Genomic DNA, 19,442 nt, shown 5'->3' with positions numbered 1-19,442 from the left:
AGCATAAAAATAGGTAGGGATTAAACCGAAAGAATCGGCGGACGGAAAAGGCTTCCGAATGTAGGATTGTGGTGCATACGCTGGTAGCTGAAAGCAAAATCATCTAAAAGACTCAGACACACCGCTTTTAATAAAATAAACTTTTCTGCCGGCACACCAATTGAGATGATATGGTGGCCATCTATTTTTTTAAACGGCAGTTTCATATCCTCTTCTTCGTCATTATCATTCAGATCCTGTCCAAAATAATGCATCTGCAAAAAATCGATAAAACTGATCTGTGCATCGATATCATGATGCTGGATAAAATGTACAATAAGTTGGGGTGCCTTTATAACTTCACGAACAGACGTGTTAAAGATCAATATGGGGAACAGTAAGAAAAGGATAACTTTGTTCACGCTGCAAATATAATGATGAGCTGGTGTAAAACAAACTGCAATGTTTATCATGTCTGTTACCAAACCACTAACACTTTTCATTAATGCCGGGTTAAGAAATGAGAAAGCCCCATATTTCTATGAGGCCAATTATTTTGTCTTATCAGCATCCACGGATAAGACCAAACCAAACAAACTAATGAAATTAAAAGACAAATAAGTTTGAGATTTGTTTTAAATATTGATTAAATTTTAAAAATATAATTCCAAATATGCTTCCTTCGATCTGTATTTCGGGATTTTCTTCACCATATTGTATTTAGCCAACCCTTGGTAATACCGCCAAAAATTATTCTTCCGGCCATTAGTTAACAAATGTATGCGCCCCTCTAAGTTATTGCGTTCGATATGGCTATCAATAAGATCCAATTCCCTTACAAGATCGGTATCCAATAATTTTTTATGTGTAACCATATTGGGTGCGATTTTTAACTTATACCGCCACGGTTCGTTAAAAACATACCTAATTTCTTGTTGACGTGTTTTAACATTGTACATTTCAACTTGGCTAAAGCAAGCTTTTTCCTGTTCAGTAAGGTCTAAATTGCTGCTCTCCCATAAATATGACGAGAGTTCGCGCAGCAATTGCTTTTTGATTTCATATCCATACCTTCCTTTACGGCGTTTTTTTCGTTGGAATGTTTTATCGTGGTGGTATTCAACTGTATTGATCTTAGCAAGTAATGCGGTATAAAACTCTGCTCTTACGCTAAATGCAATATCTGCTCTGAGTACAAAATATCTTTTCCAGCCTCTTTGATAGGGTTTATCTAGAGGTACCATCGGCAGTGCACGCCTTTGTATCCAAAGCTCCGATCTTCTTTTACTCAGCCGGATAAGTTGTTTGTCGCGATCTGTTTTTACCAACCGCTTTTTCTGCCGTGCGCTTCTAATCTTGCATGGCAGTTCATGTGTGTCCATCGGACTTCCATTTAATTTCCTTTAACTTGAATGTGGGTCTCAATTCGTCCTTGAGTAAGGATATACCCCTTGATTGGAAAATAAAACATTGTGCAATAGCAAATTGAATACCTTTGAGGCAGCCAATCAAATAAAAACAAATTATAGTATTTTATCGCCTATTAGGCAATTTGGGAAGGGGAAGATATGTAGATATATGCTGTCATAATTCCTAAACATTAAAAAGATTGTTCATTAGGATGACACAAAGTTAATAAATTTTCGGAATTTAACAGAAAGAAGAAATTCTGTTTTATACTCATGGCGCAAAAACCACTGGCAATATAAGCCCTAACCTAAAGAATAATGTAGCCCAGGTAAGTTTATTCTATATGTTTTAGTCCTACACCAAATTTAAAACCAGATTTTATATCCATCAGAAAGCTGATATCAATTTACTGTAAAACTTATTGTACCTGAATCTGAAATATTGCTTCTTGCATCTCTGGTAATTACTTTCCAATAATACACATTTCCCGGAACTACGCTGATATCAGAAGCTTCCGTAACCATCTTATTGTCGATAATCGTATTCAGGTTATTGGCAATTGTACCGAAATAAACACTATAGCCCACAATATCTTTATCGGGATCTGCTCCAGACCATTTTAAGTTTACTTTTCCATTAACAGCTGTGATTTTTTGGTTCATATAAGGCGAAATCATATCTGCAGGATAAGGTGAAAAGGATATCTGACCGGGACCGGCATTAAAAAATTTCCAAACCTCGCTTAATGGTGTTTCACTTGATCTTGTCGACAATGATTTTACCTGCCAAGAATATGGTGTATTCAATAATAAATTTATGTTCTGCGATACCGAAGCCGTACGCATTGTAATAACTTGATTGGTAAGCAGATTTTTTATGATCAAATCATAACCTTCTGCATTTTCTGCTGGCTGCCAACTAAAGGCAACAGTACTTTCTGTGGCAGTAATATTGGTTCCGGTTAAACATGGTTGATCTTTTAAAGGAAGAAGTAAATTTGCCTTCCCAAGCAAAACATCAGGCTCGCCAGGGTTTTTAGCACATCCAGCAAAAATGGCAATTACCAAAACTATTACTACTATTCTTACTTTTTCCATACTTTAAATATTGTTGTTTTTGCCGCCAAACGAACCTTTACCACGTATACCCCAGGCACCATTTGTGAAAGCTGTAATGTAGTGGTGCCTGAATTAATATCGTGTTGTTTATTGTAAACCTTTTTTCCAGAGGCATCTACTATCTCTATATTGGCTTTGCCAGTTTCTGCTTCTTCCAGTAATATATTTAACTCATCACTAAAGGGATTTGGATAAGCCATTAATTTATTACTTATCAGTATCTTATCAGTATAAATGCCTTGACAAGCCATATCTGTTTGTACCTTTAAGTTGTTTATACCATTTACCAGTTTAAGATTGTACGTTGACTGGGACGTACTATAAGTTTTATCATTAAGTGTAATCTGATAATTTTCACCTCCCGCAAGTTGGAGTTTCACTATTTTATTATCATTGTTAATAGCAGAATATACGGTTAGTGGTGGTGGTTCATCGATAGCAATGGTAAAACAACGTTTAAAATCAGGTTGTCCATCAATGGTAATACAAACGGTATATATAAATCGGCGAAGATCATTAAAAACAATACGATCATTAAATTGGCCGCTTATTGGACCGTATCCTGTGATGGCCACGCGGTAAGGCAATTTCTCTTTTGCGGTAATTTCAATTGAACCGCTGTTGGCACCGGGACAGGTAGAAGAGGTACCTTTTATAACAAAATTGTCCATTGGCAAATTGAATGCGGTTACCGCAATATTAATTATTGAGGTACCTGCCCCGCCCTGGTTGTTTGCAGTAATAATATAATCTGCAGCAGCAGATTCTTTGGTGGGTGTACCGCTTATGATACCGGTTTTGCTATCAAGCACTAAACCTATCGGTAAGGCCGGACTGATAGTGTAACCGTTGAGCGAAATCCGTTTTAACATCGAACCGTTATATTCGCTGAAAATCACACTTCCTTTTTGATCGACCACAATACCCATCGGCGTCAATACACCCGCAGCAGTGCCTACGCCGTTTTTTGAGGTAAAGGTGCCCATTCCAGCCAATGTAGAAACCTGCCCCGCAGGGCTTATTTTACGTATACGGTAGTTCAGGAAATCTGCCACATAAACATTGCCTAAATCATCTACCGATATACCGTTTGGTCTATTAAATGCAGCGGCGTTGCCTAAGCCATCGGCATAGCTAGCTGTTCCGTTACCAGCAAGCGTAGTTACGTTACCAGTGGTAGAAATTTTCCGGATCAGATTGTTTTTGCTATCCGAAACAATAATATTCCCTATTGGATCAATGACTAAACCCGCAGGGCCTAAAAACTGCGCCTGCGAAATGTTGCCGTCCCTGGTTCCTCCAAAAGGACTACCGGCAAAGGTTGTTACAACCCCTGTCTGGGAAATTTTGCGGATCATATTATTCCCATTATCACTTGCATATACGTCGCCATGTGAATCGACCACCAGCCCCATGATGTTATTAAAGCTCGCGTCGTTGGCACTTCCATCATTAGAACCAACATTACCGCTGCCGGCAAAATGGGTAACCATCCCAGATGGACTGATTTTTTTTATCATCAGTCCGTTACCTACAGCAACATACAGATTTCCGCTGGCATCAATCGCAATTGCACTAACGTATGAACTTCCGAGAAAACTGAGTGCTGCAGTTGGTACCAAGGTACTAACTACCCCATCTGCCGAAATTTTGCGTATGGCTGAAGTTTGGCCAGCAACCAAATAAATATTATCAGCCTGATCGATGGCCATATAAGATGGGTAAAAAAATGATGCCTGGCTTATAGGGCCATCAGTAGCGCCATACTCAAAGGTTCCGGCGTAGGTCGTTACGTTTGTATATATCTCTTCGGGTACCACACCTCCCTGAACCGTAGGAGCAATACTTTTACGGTACGGTTTACATTAAAAATATGTTTATTCTCATAGCTGATCGTAACCGGGGTTGCTTTGATCTTAAGAAATCCCATTTTTCTGCCTGTTCCGATACTGTTCTTAACCAAAATATCACCACTTCCTCCAATGCCCAGTACAGCTACTATTTTGGTATCCGATTCTACATTATAGCTGGCAGCTGCCCTTCCACCGAAACTTACCTGGTTTGTTCCCAAAAATCCAGATCCGGATATGGTAATACTTTGTCCGGAAGCAGCTGCCTGTGGCATAAACGATTCGATATACGGACCAGAATAAACAAAACCAGTTTTACTTACTTCTCCTCCGGGAGTAATAATTTTCACATCACCCGATCTGCCCATGCCTACAATTGCAGTAATCTGGCTATCAGAATCTACAATAAATGAAGCAACTGAAATGCCACCTAAAGAGAGCTCTGTTGCTCCGGTAAAACCAGTTCCCGAAATCTTGACTGTTTCGCCATCTTTTGCAGTTAACGGACTGAATGCTGTTATAATGGGCGCGCCTGGAATGGTTACTTCTATCGTAATTTTTGCAGAACTGGATCCAGAAACGTTATAGGCTGTAACAGTATATTCTTTTAGCGTAGCCTCTTCTGTTGGAGTACCTGTTATGGTTCCATCAACATTGAGTTCTAAACCTTGTGGCAATGTAGGCGTAACCTGGTAGCCCACAGTACTTATCTTTTTAATCTGATGATTATACATATCTGCCACGAAAATATCGCCAAAACCATTGGCGCTGATCTGATAGGGCAGTTTAAACATGGCCAATGTACCTATCCCATTCTGATTGCCCTGCTTACCATTACCGGCAATAGTAGTTACATAACCGGAAGGACTTACTTTTCTGATAAAATTATAATTCTCTGATACAAAAATATTGCCGCCGCCATCTACTACAACCCCTGCAGGCTGATTAAAGCGGGCATCTTTTCCCTGCCCATCAAGTGTAGCAAAACTATTGCCTGTTCCGGCGATCGTGCTCACAATCCCATTCTCGGTAACTTTACGCAAAAGATTCCCAGTATATTCGACAACATAAAAATTGCCCATTCCATCTGTCGAAATTCCGTATGGCCTATTAAAACTTGCAGCATTTCCAACGCCATCTGCACTGCCAATACCACTACCTGCAACGGTACTTACCAAACCCTCCGGCGTTATCTTTCTGATCTTATGATTAGAAACGTCGCAAACAAATATATTTCCGTTAAAATCGGTTACAATACCAGCGGGATTATTAAAGCCAGCTGCAGTTCCCTGTCCATCAGCACCGCTTGCTCCCCCGCCAGCTAAAATAGATACTTCGCCACTTGGAGATATCTTCCTGATCAGGCTGGTGGTATAGTCACTTACATATACATTGTTGTTAAGATCTACGGCTATACCCATTGGTGAATTGAAGCTCGCAGATAGACCTGTACCGTTTGCCGATCCTGCTTTACCGTTCCCCGCATAAGTTGAAGTTAGCCCTGCAGGCGTAATCTTTCTGATGACATTGTTCTTACTATCTGTTACATATACATTTCCATCTTTATCTGTGGCAGTTGAGCTTGGAAGATTGAAGAATGCGGCCAGTCCAGTACCGTTGATGAGTCCTTCGTTACCACTTCCTGCATGAGTGGATACTTCAGAGTAAAGGGCATTTGGAATACGCCCACCAGAATTTTTGATTTCGATAGGTGTAATTTTTGTTCCAGCTAAAAAAGATTTTTTTGCATCGATAGAAATATTGGGTAAGGGGAATTTAAAACCGGAAATCGCTCCAGTTCCATTTGGTGTTGTGATGATAATACTACCTGAGTTTGTATGCTCAGCCAGCACAACTTCTATTTTCTGATCGGAAATTACGTTAAATGATTTTACCGGGGCTCCACCAAAACTTATAGCGGTTGTACCTGTTAAATTGCTCCCTGTTATGGTAATGGTTTCGCCCGCTGATGCCAGTACGGGAGAAAACGAGGACAGAACCGGTGGCGCATCATATTTAAAACCATCGATTTCTCCAGCACCATCTGGTGTTACCACACGTATTACACCAGACAAACCATTGGCTACAGTGGCCTCGATCAGGTTATCGGAAACAACCTTAAAACTCAGGGCAGCCTTGCCGCCAAAACTTACATTTGTGGCATTACTTAAAAATTTACCTGTAATGCTTACCAAAGCGCCCGTTTTTGCATTTAAAGGCGAAAAGGAGGTAATAGTTGGCGGTGCCTGTAAGGGGTTTGGATTGTTTCTTAAAAACGACAGCGAAGTATAACCGGTTGTGAGGATATCGACCCGGCCATCACCATCGATATCTGCAAGCACTATTTTTGGGTTTTCAGCACTAACTGGTATTTTAGCCAATTGTCCGAAAACATCCTTATCAAATGTGCCATTCACCGAAGCATTCCTGAAAATCGCCACAAAATTCTTACTATTATCTGCAAAAGCAAGGTCTGGTCTGCCATCGCCATCAATATCAGCTATATCAATTTTTGAAAGACTGTTTTCCAAAGGCTTTACCATCAGGCCGCCAAAGCTCACATTACCAGGTGTGGATGCATTTTGGGCAAACAGGAGAAAGCCCGAACCAGAGCCACATCCTACCACAGCATCCAACCTGTTATCCCCATCAATATCAATAAGATTAAAACATAAGCTATTATTGTAAACGGTAATTTTTGTACCTAAATCGAAACTGATATTGCCTGGTACAGACTTGTTCAACATGATCACAAAACCTGCTGGCATGTTGCCAACGTATTCTTCTAGAAATGTAAGATCAATCTTTCCATCGCCGTCGATATCGCCTAACCTAAGATCGTGTATACGGGTTTTACTGTAAAGTGTTACTGGGCTTGCGAATGATATTGATTCGATTTGCCCCATAATGGAGGTGTTCTTAAAAACCATTGCTATATAACCCGAGCCCACAGCTATTAGATCTGCCTTCCCATCACCATCAACATCATTCACCAAAACTTCCTCGGCCGAGCTATTGTATTCCAAATTGATTTTATTGACAAATGAAATGTTTCCATTGGTTGTTGTATTGATAAAAATCAACAGTCTATGATCAATAGTTAACAAAAGGTCTATTTTGCCATCGCCATTAACATCTCCTGTACTCACAAAGTAAACCTTTCCGTTAACACCAAGATCTATTTTGGAAGCAAAGGAACTGGCATTTAAAGCGCCAGGGCTAGCTATGTTGCGATAAATTGAAATGCCGTTTCCGTTTGTATTAGAATTTGAGACAATTAAATCAGGTTTCCCATCATTATCCAGATCGGCAAACTTTGAATTATTGAAATACTGTGGTCCAGATATTTTGAATTCTGGGTCAAAATCTGAGCTATAGATAGCTTTCTTTGATAAGAATGGAGAATAAGTAAACGGAAAAGCAGATCTTCCGGTATTCAGGCTTTCCCTGTTCAATACAGAAATCTGTTCGTAAGCACTTCCCTGCGGAACCTTAACGGTAAGCTCATTGCCACTTGCCTTGGTTACAACAGCTTTTGTTGATCCGAAAAAAATATCGTTGTTTGCGGCAACGGCCGAAAAACCGGAACCTTTTATCTGCACTGAAGCATCTTTAGAGGCAGCTAGAGGGCTAAAGGAAGTGATTTTGGGGACAGAAGTATTAACTACCCGTTGACTAACGTTTAAATAAGCACAAATTACACCCGAAGACCATTTCGAAGTTAAAATATCTGCTACGCCATCTGCATTCATGTCTGCAACAGCAATATCAATACCGTCAATTACTATTCCACTCGTTAGGTCAAAATCGATAACTGTTGAACTGATATTACGAAAGACCCGAGGCTTTCCAATACCATCATAGGTAAAAAAATCATTCTTACCATCTCCATCAACATCCTGAATAAACACAGTACTAGGATAAGGAGAAGTAGAAAAAGATTTCGCCAAGCTAAAATTCAGATTACCTGCTGAAGAACTATTCTTGAAAATACTAACAACACCAGGCTCTCTTGTTACACTAATAAAATCAGGCTTTCCATCCCCATCGATGTCGCCTGCATCATAACAGCCTTCGGCCTTAAAACTAACCTTGGCAGCAAAATTTATCTTACCTATACTGGAGGTATTACGGAGAAAAATTACCGAGCCTCCGTTGCTTACTGATATATCGACCTTTCCATCACCATCAAAATCCTTACAGCTTAAATAATAACCATTGTCTGTCCCGTTAAAATCCATAAAACTATCAAAAGACAATATTTCGTTTATTGAAGTATTTTTAAGGATAGATATTGTTTTGTTATAATATGCAACTGTTGTAGCTACAATATCAGGTTTTCCGTCCTCGTCAAAATCAACTACATCGATGTGGGTGCATTCGCCTGCTGCTCTAAAACTTGACAAAGAATCAAAACGTACATTGCCAGGGGCAGATCTATTGATAAAAACAAAAATATTTATGTTGTATTGCCCGGTAGCAACGATATCAAGCTTTCCGTCGCCATTTAAATCTGCAACGATTACATTTGTTGAAGCAAGCCACAAAGATTGCTGCATTTCAAAGGCAATGTTTTCATTCTTATTTGAGGTATTTCTAAAAACATTAATGGTTCCCTGCTCAGTATTGGTAACTGCTACATCAGGTTTTCCATCGCCATCAAAATCTCCAATGGCAAAATTTTTCGGGGCATTCCCTGTGGTAAAATTTTGTCCTGACGAAAAATCATCGGCTGTAATGCTCCCATTAAACGGTGAAGTAACCATAAAGGAAGTTTTGGTTTGCGCAAGAAGACCGTTTGATCGGTTGAGGACCGTTATCGGCTTATTGTTGGCCCCACTAGGAATGCTAACAATAAGTTTGCCTGCTGTTGCTGATTTAACCTGCGCCTGCGTTGCTCCAAAGAAAACGGTATTAGATCCAGCATTAGGGTTAAAATCTGTCCCCAAAATCTCAACATCAGAACCAACTGGCCCTGTTTTGGGATTAAAGCTATTGATTACAGGTACTTGGGCAAACGAATAGGATAAATTAAAATGCAGAATGCAGATTAAAATAGAAATAAGAAATTTCTTCATTAAATGGAGCGCTGTGTCAGTTTGTTTGGTAAGACGAAAATAAAGTTATTACCCCAATAAAACAATAGTACGAACAATGTAAATTACTAGGTATAAGCTAATTTAATGATCGAATATTTTAAGAATTGCGATTCCCATTTCAAACAAAAGGCACCGAAATTTCCGGTGCCTTTAAATGTTGCGTTGTATTTAAAATTAATTCAAATCAAAACGATCTAAATTCATTACTTTATTCCATGCAGCCACAAAGTCTTTTACGAATTTGCCTGCTGCATCTGCACTGGCATATACTTCTGCAATTGCTCTTAATTCTGAATTAGAACCAAATACCAGATCGGCACGGGTTGCGGTCCACTTTGGCTGACCCGTAGCACGACTGCTTCCAATGTAAAGTTCCTTATCTTCAGCAATGGCTTTCCATGCGGTTTCCATATCTAATAGATTTACAAAGAAGTCGTTGGTCAGCTGACCTGGTCTTATAGTCAAGATCCCATTTTTAGAACCATCGAAATTGGTATCGAGCGCACGTAAGCCGCCTATTAACACCGTTAATTCAGGTGCTGTTAAAGTAAGCAACTGGGCTTTATCAATCAGGAATTCTTCTGTAGGAACCGGAGATTTTGAATTACGGTAGTTACGGAAACCATCAACAACAGGCGCTAAATAACCAAAAGATTCTACATCGGTTTGTTCTTGCGAAGCATCCATTCGGCCTGGTGCAAAAGGAACGGTAACTGAATGCCCTGCAGCTTTTTCTACTGCAGCAGCACCCGCCAGTACAATTAAATCGGCAAGCGAAACTTTTTTGCCATCAACTTGTGCTCCATTAAATTCTTGTTGGATTCCTTCTAATACGCCCAATACTTTTTGTAATTGCGGAGGATTGTTAACAGCCCAATCTTTTTGCGGAGCCAAACGGATCCGTGCACCATTGGCACCACCACGTTTATCAGAACCTCGGAAAGTAGAAGCCGATGCCCAGGCGGTAGAAACCAGTTCGGCCACACTCAATCCCGAAGCCAGTACTTTTGCTTTTAATGCGGCAATATCACTTTCATTGACCAATGCATGATTAACCGCAGGTATTGGATCCTGCCAAAGCAATTCTTCATGAGGTACATCTGGTCCCAGGTAACGCGCCAGCGGTCCCATATCGCGGTGGGTTAATTTAAACCACGCTCTTGCAAATGCATCAGCAAACTGATCGGGGTTTTCTAAGAAACGTCTTGATATTTTTTCATATGCCGGGTCGAATCTTAAAGAAAGATCGGTGGTCAGCATGGTTGGCAGGTGTTTTTTTGATCCATCAAATGCATCAGGAATAATGGCTTCTGCATTTACAGCTTTCCACTGATGTGCACCAGCAGGGCTTTTCGATAATTCCCATTCAAATCCAAACAGGTTTTCGAAAAAGTTATTACTCCATTGCGTTGGTGTTGTGGTCCAGATTACTTCTAATCCACTCGTAATGGCATCTGCACCTTTACCAGAAGCATAACTATTGTTCCAGCCAAAACCCTGGCTTTCGATACCAGCGGCCTCAGGCTCTTTGCCCACATGATCGGCCGAAGCTGCACCATGGGTTTTACCAAAGGTGTGTCCGCCTGCAATTAATGCTACCGTTTCTTCATCATCCATCGCCATGCGGCCAAAAGTATCGCGAATATCTTTAGCGGCAAGAATTGGATCTGGATTTCCATCCGGTCCCTCAGGGTTTACATATATTAATCCCATCTGCACTGCTGCCAATGGTTTTTCTAAATTACGGGAGTGCACATCGCCATCGGCATCATCATCAGTAACCACTACTCCATGTGCCTTATTTGCGCCGTCAGAACCATGTGCGTAACGAAGATCGCCACCCAGCCAGGTTGTTTCTGAACCCCAATATACCGATTCATCTGCTTCCCAGACATCCTCGCGCCCACCGGCAAAACCAAAGGTTTTAAAACCCATCGATTCTAAAGCGATATTCCCGGTTAAAATCATTAAATCTGCCCACGAAATTTTGCGCCCGTATTTTTGTTTAATTGGCCAAAGTAACCTGCGGGCTTTATCAAGGCTCACATTGTCTGGCCAGCTGTTCAGCGGTGCAAAACGTTGTAATCCGGCACCGGCACCACCACGACCATCCCCTACCCGGTAAGTTCCGGCGCTGTGCCACGCCATGCGGATAAATAAACCTCCATAGTGACCGAAATCTGCCGGCCACCAATCTTGCGAATCGGTCATCAGTGCATGTAGGTCTGCTTTTAAGGCGGCTAAATCTAAACTTTTAAAAGCTTCGGCATAATTAAATTCACCATCCATTGGATTGGATAAATTAGAATGCTGGCGTAAAATGCTCAACTTTAACTGCTTTGGCCACCAGTCGCCATTTCTGGTACCGCCACCACCTACATTACTTTTCATGCTGCCATTATGAAACGGGCACTTGCTAATATCGTTCGATTCTTTTTCCATATGTATACTATTTTGTTAGTGAAATTCTGATCCTTTAACAGATTGACCGGATAATTATAAATTTAGAGAATTGAAATAACTAATCACAATCATTTAATTCTATAATGGAATAGTTAGAATCTATTAATGTGCTATATCAGCAATTTAGAAGGGTGATGGGGTTTAAATCACTAAAATTTAATCTTAGGTTAATTCCTGCTTAAAATAAAATGCCCCCGCCAAAGCATTAACTTTAGGGGGGCAGGATGAAACAGGTATATATGGAGATGACTTGTTAGAAAGTATTAAACTTAAATTTTTGGTTATTGGCACCACCGTAACTCCAGATATTAAGTAATGTACCATTGGCGGTAGCACTGCCCGGAACATCCACATTTTTTGAAGGGGCATTACGAGGCGAAATAATATAATAACCGCTAGCCTCAGGTGTAATGTTAAACTGTTGCGAAGTGGCGCCAGTGTGGGTCCTGATTTCTAATTTGGTTCCGTTTGCTGTAGCACTGCCTACTACCGTAAGCGCTTTAGTAGGTGCATGTAAAGGTGATAGCCTGTAATATCCATCAGCATTTTTGGTTACACTCCATCTTGCGTTATTAGAGTTTCCATCGGTGTAAATAATTACCTGTGTCCCATCAGCAGTAGCGCTGCCAGGTACATTTAACAATTTGGTATTATCCAATGCTGAAGCAATTTCGTAACTGGTATTTGCCGGTAAACCTACGTATGTAAAGCCCGTGTAAAGCTGGTTGATACCTGCGATATCTGTTGGCGACATGTTAGCTGCCGGATAACTGGTTTGATAAGTAGAACCATCGAGTTTGGTAATGGTAGGCTGACCATTGCTCGAAAAAGCATAAGGCTCATACATCATAATCGACTCGAAATCGAAGTTACCATGATTGGTATAACTGGTAGCCGACACCTGATTAAAGTTAAATTCTTTATCATCGGGAATGTTTTCAGGATGGATAATTACATTACTGCTTTGATCGGTTCTGCATTGTTCGTGCATTACGCCCAGTGCATGAAACAGCTCATGAATGATAATGCCAGGTGTATTATAATTGTATAAATTGAGGTTTTGAGCACCCCCAACCATACCTACTGAAGAACTGTTCCCGGTAGATTTAACAAAATTGATATAATTTGTTTGCGATGTTCTTTGTACAAAAGTAAGTGGCGATACCCTGGCGATATATTGCATGGCTTTTAGCGAAGAAGCGGTATCTGCCCCCAGATTGCTCAGACTGTAATATACGATGGAATTTGTCCAGCGTTTAACCAGCGAATTCATAATTAACGCCCTTGCTGTGGAAGACATTGCGGCATTGTTATTGGCTTTCAACAAGTTAAATTGTTGTTCGGTTAAGATAACATCGTCTGAAAGGTAATAGATGCCCTTATCTTCTTTCACCAGGATTTTATTTCCTCCGAAATTAAACTCATGCATGTTGTCTAGCTTTTTCACATCGGTTTCAGCATTGTTTTCGATGCCCTGTTTTTTACAACTTATAACTGAAATACTGAGTAGGATGGCTGTGAATACGCCCAGGTAAATCTTTTTGTTTGTTTTCATTACTTTTTGTTTTATGGTTAGATTGAATGATTTAATGCGACAGCATATTTTGCCTAACGCCTCTGTTAAGCCCCAAACCAAGATTTATCTGCTTTTAATTGTTTTTACGCCATTAAAAAGCCATTCAGTGTTTAAGAAACCTCCAATTCATTTTCACCGTTATAAAACACGAAAAAAAATCCTTACAATAATTTATAAAATAACATAACCGAAGTTAACAAATGCTAAACACAAAAACGGCCGTTTATTAACCAAATTATACCGGATTTTGATTTTAAAATACAAATAAATAAGTCTGACAAATATTATTAAACATACAAAATAAAATTTGGCCGAAATGCGCACTAATGATGGTGTTTAATAGAATCAACGTAGATAAACAGAAAGCCCTGCAATTAATTTGCAGGGCTTTTAATCTAACATGCACCAATGCATATCAGAACTTTAATTCTTTTAAGATGGTAATGTAAAATTATTGATCAAGCACCAGTTTTCCTTCAAGAACAACATTTCTGAACCGCTGTTCTGATACCGAGCCATTGTACCTGGAATTGACGAGGTCCATTAAGATCTGCATTGCGGTTTTGCCTTGCAGGGCTGGTGATTGCTCAACCGTGGCAATGGGTCTGTAATCCATAAACCGTAAAACGGAAAGGTTTGAAAAACTGACAAAGTCTATTGCTTCAGCAGCAGTAATGTGTTGTGCCCTAAGTTTCCTGATTGCATAAATGGCCACATAGTCGTTAAATGCAAGCACTGCGCTTGGCCTGCCGGGTACTGCTAAAAGCCTATCCATTTCTTTTTCGGTGCCACTTTCTGTTAGGTCGCATTCTGTATACAGGGACGGATCAAAAGAGATTTGCTCTCTTTCCAGCGCCTTGATATAACCGTTTTTACGCTCCGTACTCGAAAGCAGGCTTTCGGGTCCGTTAATCATGCCTATTCGCCGGTGCCCCTTCTTTAATAAAAAATCAACCGCCTGCTGGGTGGCTAATTCGATGTTACAACATACTGAATTGATGCTGAAATAAGGGGGAACGCGATCGAAAAACACAACTGGAATACCATTATCTTTAAGCCTGGAAAAATGACCAAAAGTCTGCGTTTCTTTTGCCAGCGCAATCAATAAGCCATCTACCCTAAAATCAATCATTTTTTCTACCAGGGCTATTTCTTGTTCTTCACTATTCATAGACTGGGCTACAAAAACCGCATAATTATTGGCCATTGCCATTTCCTCTATAGCAGTCATTGCCGTAGAAAAAAAGGTTTCGGAAAGATCAGGCAGGATAAGTCCAATGGTAAATGTACGTCCCGACCTAAAAGAAAGAGCCGAATGGTTTGGCCTGTAATTAACCTTCTTTGCTAATTTTTTCACTCTTTCTCTGGTCACCAGAGAAATGGTTGGATGATCAATCAAGGACCGTGAAACAGTACTGATAGAAAGACCAAGTAAATCAGCAATTTCCTTTAATGTTGCAGGTTTCGACTTCATATTATTTTATTTAGAAGGTAAATTGATTGTAACTCCAGCATGCCAGACTGGATATTTTATTTTTTTATTGGTATCATATTTCATCTCACTTCAGCAAAGCATCCTTTAGGTTTTTCACCCAATTATAACAGCTTAAATTCAGTTGCATACTGTGGTAAGAAAGCTGCTGTATTTTATCAGGGTAGTAATCATTAGCATAATCCACTTCGATTAAAAAATCATCGGTGAGTGCATATCCACACCCAATGGTCAGTCTATTACTTCCCAGCCTTGGCTGACTAAACACATTGGGCGCAGTTTGCGTAAATACTTCTTCAGAAGCGACCATGTAAACTGCTCCTTTAACTATTTGTGATGCATTTATGGGCTTTACCAGCTTCAACTGACTCCTTACCCGGTAACTTTCATCAAAACCACCTAAACTTCGTTTGTCACGGTGATCTTCTAACCTCAGTCGGGCAGATAAGGTAAAAGGCGTTTTTCTGAAATAATAAATACCCTGAATGGCAGATCTGATTTCCGGAAGACCATCCTGTCCGGCAAGTATAATTTCGGGGTTATGGTTATAGCCGGTAAACACCGAAAATTTAGCTTTTGAAAGTGAATAATGAATCCATACTCTGGCATAAAGTTGTGCATTGGCATAAAAAGGATTGTTATTTGCGGGCACACCCGTCCATACCTGGCCAAGATTTATTTCATTGCTCCACCTGCCTTTTATCGGTGTTACAAATTGGAAATCGTTCCAAAACTGATTGTAAGTGGTAACTTGTGCGCAAAGATCAGCAGAAATTAAAATCAGCTTTAAACCTAAAACCAATGTAAATATCCGTTTCATTACTTCAATTCGTACTTTATGTATTCATGCTCAAAACTTCCATCATCGTACAGATTGAGAAGAGAATAACCTGGCACGGTTTGTTTATAGGCACTTTTACCATCATCTCCCGGCTCCCACCAGAAACCACTGGTTGCGCCATTACATAAATAAGCAACGTCATTGTACCAAACCTTATCCAGTAAATGAATGTGGCCACTTAAACAAAGTTTAATGTTCTTATTCTGGTTAAACACTTCAATAAACTTCATAATATCGAGGTGGTTGTAACTCCCGCTAACCTTAAATGGCCCTCTAAAATCTGCTTTGTTATCTACAATACCGGTACAGCTCAACAATGGGTAATGCGACATGATTAGTGTAGGCTTATCCTGACTGTTCTTTTTTACATCTTCTACAAACCAGTTCCATTGTTCGTCATCCAGCATACCCGGATTTGTTGGATGGTTACTATCCAGCATGATAAAATGCCAGCCTTTTTGATCGAAGCTATAATAATTATTGCTCATGCCCAGCATCTTTAATACCCCAGCTTTACCGCCCAACTCATCATCTTTACCTTTCCACCACATGTCATGATTTCCCAACACGTGGTGCATGGGGATACCTTTTACAACCTGCACACTTTCGTTCCAGCAGGCCCATTGCTGCTCTACCCGATCTTTGGTAATGTGATCGTAATCAGCCGCATAAATAGAATCGCCACCATTAAGAATCAGCTCTACTTTATCCTTTTTAATCATTTCGAGGCATTTCTTAAAGCGGGCAACAGCATTGTGCTCAGGTCTGATGTGCACATCGGTAATGTGTGCAATTTTTAAAGCCTTCTTTTTCTTGATTGGCGCAGCAACTGATGTGTCTGCAACACTCGTCAAAGCAATCGTTCCTATCGTAGCTCCAAGTGTTTTAATTAAATCTCTTCTTTTCATTTGTGTGTTTAAATTTATTTATCCTAAGTTTCGGTCTGAAATATAGGGTACGATCGGATATATGTAATCGTCCATATTTACCCCTGATTTTTCGGGCGAGGAACCTACAAAAACAGTCTTTTTACCCTTAATTGTAATTCTGTTTTTATGGTCAATTTCAATCATCGCCCATATCGGATCTTTATAGGGCACGGTATATTTAATGTATGGATGTGTTTTATCTACCTCTTCCGAATAACGGCTTTCTTTATACTTATCGCCAAGCCATTGGTATGATGCGCTGTTGATTTGCACATAATGGATGTGATTAATGTAATTGTAGTAATCCTGGTGATGATGGCCGCTGATGACCATAATTACCTTTTGTTTCCCTGCTTTTTTATTGGCCTGCTCCAGCGTATACCGCAGCAATGTGCCGTTTTCCAGTCCACCTGCATCATTATCCAGTCCCTGATGACAAAAAACCACGGTTTCTAAATCAGTTGATTCAAGGTCTTTTCTGAGCCAGTCGAGTTGTGTAGGCGAAATAAAACGGGCATAACCTTTTGGCCGATCGGCACTTTCGTTATGCTCATTTCCATCCAGCACGACAAAATGAAAACCATTAACATCAAAAGCGTAATATTTAGCTTTGGCATTCCAAAAGGTTACGACCTGATCGCGTGTATATCCGCCATCGGTATCGTGATTACCAATTACATGGTATTTAGGACCTTTAAACTGATTCCAAACATCCATTAGTGGACTATTTGCTTTTTTTGGATAGCAGAAATCACCACCCTGTATAATGAAATCGGGCTGCTCCCTGTTCATTTCATCAATAAATGCAGATAGGCGCGATATGCCATCATGCATTACATCATGATGAAGATCGGTGATCATACCAATCCTGACTTTCTTTTTGGCCGGACTTAAGTCAGGAAACCGGGCAAAAAGCATAGTTCCACCCGCTAGTCCTGTTGTTTTTAAAAATTCTTTCCTGTCCATTATTTTTAGATTATGGCTTAGTTGTTAGGTATATTTTTCTGCTGCAAACGCAGGGTTATCTTTGGAGATAAGCGGATTTATTCAAAACCAGCCCGCCTCATCAACAAGTTAAAATACGACTACTATCAGTTAATATTCAGTCATACCAAATATACAAATACTAAACAAAGTTTATAACTATTAATTTATTTTTTATTTTATTTTATGATGCACACTCCTGCTTACCTGCGTGATTAACAATAACTTATACACAAAAAAACATCAGCCGGTAAACAGAATGACGATTGTTTTAATTTGCGCTTAATAATCTGTCAGCTTATAATTGAAAACCGGGTATTACTGCTGCCTGATCTGATGAAAATATAATAGAAGCTCGTGCATCAACATTAATTGGATTGGGTTAAGTTTTTCCCCATATAGAAAATAAAGCTGATATGAGGTCTAATATCCTGCCAATGGTAGGCTGCCGATATTTTAAAGCTTAACTGTGCATTTGCCTGGTTTTTGACAAATGGGTATCTACAGCGAAAAAATGGCTTATCATTTCATGTTCCTGTTATTTCACAACAGATTCAATCACATCGCCTATAGGGTTTACCGAAGTAAAATTAAAGCCCAATAACCTGACAATTGTTTTAGCGTACTGATCCTGATAAATCTGTCCGTTATTTTTCACTTCGCCCAGCGGTTTTATATTTGGTCCCAAAGCCATAAACCAGGTATCATTAGAATGTGGCGTACCGGAACCATGACTTGTCCATTGTTTTCCTTCGCCCCGGCCATGATCTGGCATAACAATGATTGTTGTATTATCTTTATAAAACGGATCCTTCTGAATGTAATTCCATAAACTGCCGATCATGGCATCAATATTATGGGTGGCATCCAAATAGAAATCATACTTACCATCATGTGCATGATCATCAGTATCTGCCAGATCCAGATATACTACTTTAGGGTGGTTGGCTGTGATATATGATTTTGCTATAGCATAAGTACTTGCATCCCAGCGCTCGCCACTGCCCCATAACTGCGGCTCGTAATGTTGTACTTCATTAGCCAGTTTTTGGGCCTCTGTAAGGTTGTTTCCTTTAACATCCTCAAATGGGTTATTCACCATTAATCCATTTCTATTGCGGTTAATAATTCTGGCCACGGCATCCCATGAAGCAAAGGCCACCACCTTGCCTTTATAGCCTTTTTGCTGATTTATAAACTCGAGTATATTTTTATTCGGATTATCAGGATAGTCGTTACTGTTTACTTTAGGATCAGGGTAACCTGTTAAATTTTCATTTCGGCCAGGATAAGAAAACCAAAAAGTGTTTTTAACGTTAACCAAACTTCCTTCTTTTCGGTTGCCATAAAGCTGCCCTTGCTTTGCTATTGTACGCCATACAAATGGCATGAGTTTAACCCGCCGGTCTTGCTCATTATCGGCCCAGTACTTGTTAATCCGCTCGGTAGAATCCTGAGAATTGTATTTTTTATTTGTTAAAAGTTGCTGTTCGGCTCCCTGAAATACCTCATGCCACCGCAATCCGTCTATTGAAATGATGATGAGGTTCCCGGCTTTATTACTATGCTGTGCAATAGCAAAATGATTAACCAAACTTATAAACAAGAATAGAATACCTGCTTTTTTCATATTATTTTTTCTATCGATCGTATACGATCATTTTTAAACAATTGTAGAAAAGCCCTCCCGAAGGAGGGCTA

The 19,442-nt window shown here is 39.9% G+C and carries 12 protein-coding genes; all 12 read right to left on the bottom strand.

The genetic code is table 11. From position 1 onward, the window contains the following. Positions 1–20: 20 nt before the first annotated feature. Positions 21–401 carry a hypothetical protein gene (locus AC07YT_RS18780; RefSeq protein WP_494945462.1) on the bottom strand — a complete coding sequence of 127 codons (381 nt, stop codon included), beginning with the start codon at positions 399–401 and terminating at the stop codon, positions 21–23. A gap of 231 nt (positions 402–632) precedes the next feature. After that, entirely contained in the window at positions 633–1,223 is a 591-nt protein-coding gene (locus tag AC07YT_RS18775) for a hypothetical protein (RefSeq protein ID WP_494945461.1), read from the bottom strand. 567 nt (positions 1,224–1,790) lie between these two features. Beyond that, positions 1,791–2,486, bottom strand: coding sequence for a fibronectin type III domain-containing protein (locus AC07YT_RS18770; protein ID WP_086544814.1), 696 nt, complete (start codon positions 2,484–2,486; stop codon positions 1,791–1,793). After that, the gene (locus AC07YT_RS18765; protein WP_086544813.1) at positions 2,474–4,327 is read right to left on the bottom strand and encodes an NHL domain-containing protein; all 1,854 of its coding nucleotides are present in this window, start codon (positions 4,325–4,327) and stop codon (positions 2,474–2,476) included. The genes AC07YT_RS18770 and AC07YT_RS18765 overlap by 13 nt, the downstream gene beginning before the upstream one ends. Then, positions 4,297–9,435, bottom strand: a complete 5,139-nt coding sequence (locus tag AC07YT_RS18760) for an FG-GAP-like repeat-containing protein (RefSeq protein ID WP_086544812.1) — start codon at positions 9,433–9,435, stop codon at positions 4,297–4,299. The genes AC07YT_RS18765 and AC07YT_RS18760 overlap by 31 nt, the downstream gene beginning before the upstream one ends. A 195-nt stretch (positions 9,436–9,630) precedes the next feature. After that, a complete protein-coding gene (gene katG / locus AC07YT_RS18755) occupies positions 9,631–11,898 on the bottom strand; it encodes a catalase/peroxidase HPI (protein ID WP_086544811.1) in 2,268 nt (755 codons plus the stop codon). 274 nt (positions 11,899–12,172) lie between these two features. After that, on the bottom strand, positions 12,173–13,474 hold the full coding sequence (locus AC07YT_RS18750) for a M12 family metallopeptidase (RefSeq protein WP_086544810.1): 1,302 nt from the start codon (positions 13,472–13,474) through the stop codon (positions 12,173–12,175). A 472-nt stretch (positions 13,475–13,946) separates the two neighbouring features. Continuing rightward, the gene (locus AC07YT_RS18745; RefSeq protein ID WP_086544809.1) at positions 13,947–14,969 is read right to left on the bottom strand and encodes a LacI family DNA-binding transcriptional regulator; all 1,023 of its coding nucleotides are present in this window, start codon (positions 14,967–14,969) and stop codon (positions 13,947–13,949) included. A gap of 85 nt (positions 14,970–15,054) precedes the next feature. After that, complete coding sequence (locus AC07YT_RS18740) at positions 15,055–15,807, bottom strand: DUF2490 domain-containing protein (protein ID WP_086544808.1); 753 nt, start codon at positions 15,805–15,807, stop codon at positions 15,055–15,057. Continuing rightward, the gene (locus AC07YT_RS18735; RefSeq protein ID WP_086544807.1) at positions 15,807–16,736 is read right to left on the bottom strand and encodes a metallophosphoesterase family protein; all 930 of its coding nucleotides are present in this window, start codon (positions 16,734–16,736) and stop codon (positions 15,807–15,809) included. Before AC07YT_RS18735 ends, AC07YT_RS18740 begins: the two co-directional genes overlap by 1 nt. 18 nt (positions 16,737–16,754) lie before the next feature. Next, positions 16,755–17,723, bottom strand: coding sequence for a metallophosphoesterase family protein (locus tag AC07YT_RS18730; RefSeq protein WP_086544806.1), 969 nt, complete (start codon positions 17,721–17,723; stop codon positions 16,755–16,757). Positions 17,724–18,279: 556 nt separating this feature from the next. Then, positions 18,280–19,371 (bottom strand): alkaline phosphatase family protein, encoded by a 1,092-nt coding sequence (locus AC07YT_RS18725; protein ID WP_086544805.1) that lies wholly within the window; start codon positions 19,369–19,371, stop codon positions 18,280–18,282. Positions 19,372–19,442: the final 71 nt, after the last annotated feature.

The sequence above is a fragment of the Pedobacter sp. GW460-11-11-14-TSB4 genome, from assembly GCF_059423705.1.
Note: the sequence above shows the minus strand (reverse complement) of the source record. Positions and strands in the feature narration are given on the sequence as shown.

Bases quoted from the DNA above. Each gene is read 5' to 3' on its own strand.
- AC07YT_RS18775 (WP_494945461.1), bottom strand. From the start codon at position 1,223: ATGGTACCTCTAGATAAACCCTATCAAAGAGGCTGGAAAAGATATTTT.
- AC07YT_RS18770 (WP_086544814.1), bottom strand. From the start codon at position 2,486: ATGGAAAAAGTAAGAATAGTAGTAATAGTTTTGGTAATTGCCATTTTT.
- AC07YT_RS18760 (WP_086544812.1), bottom strand. From the start codon at position 9,435: ATGAAGAAATTTCTTATTTCTATTTTAATCTGCATTCTGCATTTTAAT.
- katG (WP_086544811.1), bottom strand. From the start codon at position 11,898: ATGGAAAAAGAATCGAACGATATTAGCAAGTGCCCGTTTCATAATGGC.
- AC07YT_RS18750 (WP_086544810.1), bottom strand. From the start codon at position 13,474: ATGAAAACAAACAAAAAGATTTACCTGGGCGTATTCACAGCCATCCTA.
- AC07YT_RS18745 (WP_086544809.1), bottom strand. From the start codon at position 14,969: ATGAAGTCGAAACCTGCAACATTAAAGGAAATTGCTGATTTACTTGGT.
- AC07YT_RS18740 (WP_086544808.1), bottom strand. From the start codon at position 15,807: ATGAAACGGATATTTACATTGGTTTTAGGTTTAAAGCTGATTTTAATT.
- AC07YT_RS18735 (WP_086544807.1), bottom strand. From the start codon at position 16,736: ATGAAAAGAAGAGATTTAATTAAAACACTTGGAGCTACGATAGGAACG.
- AC07YT_RS18730 (WP_086544806.1), bottom strand. From the start codon at position 17,723: ATGGACAGGAAAGAATTTTTAAAAACAACAGGACTAGCGGGTGGAACT.
- AC07YT_RS18725 (WP_086544805.1), bottom strand. From the start codon at position 19,371: ATGAAAAAAGCAGGTATTCTATTCTTGTTTATAAGTTTGGTTAATCAT.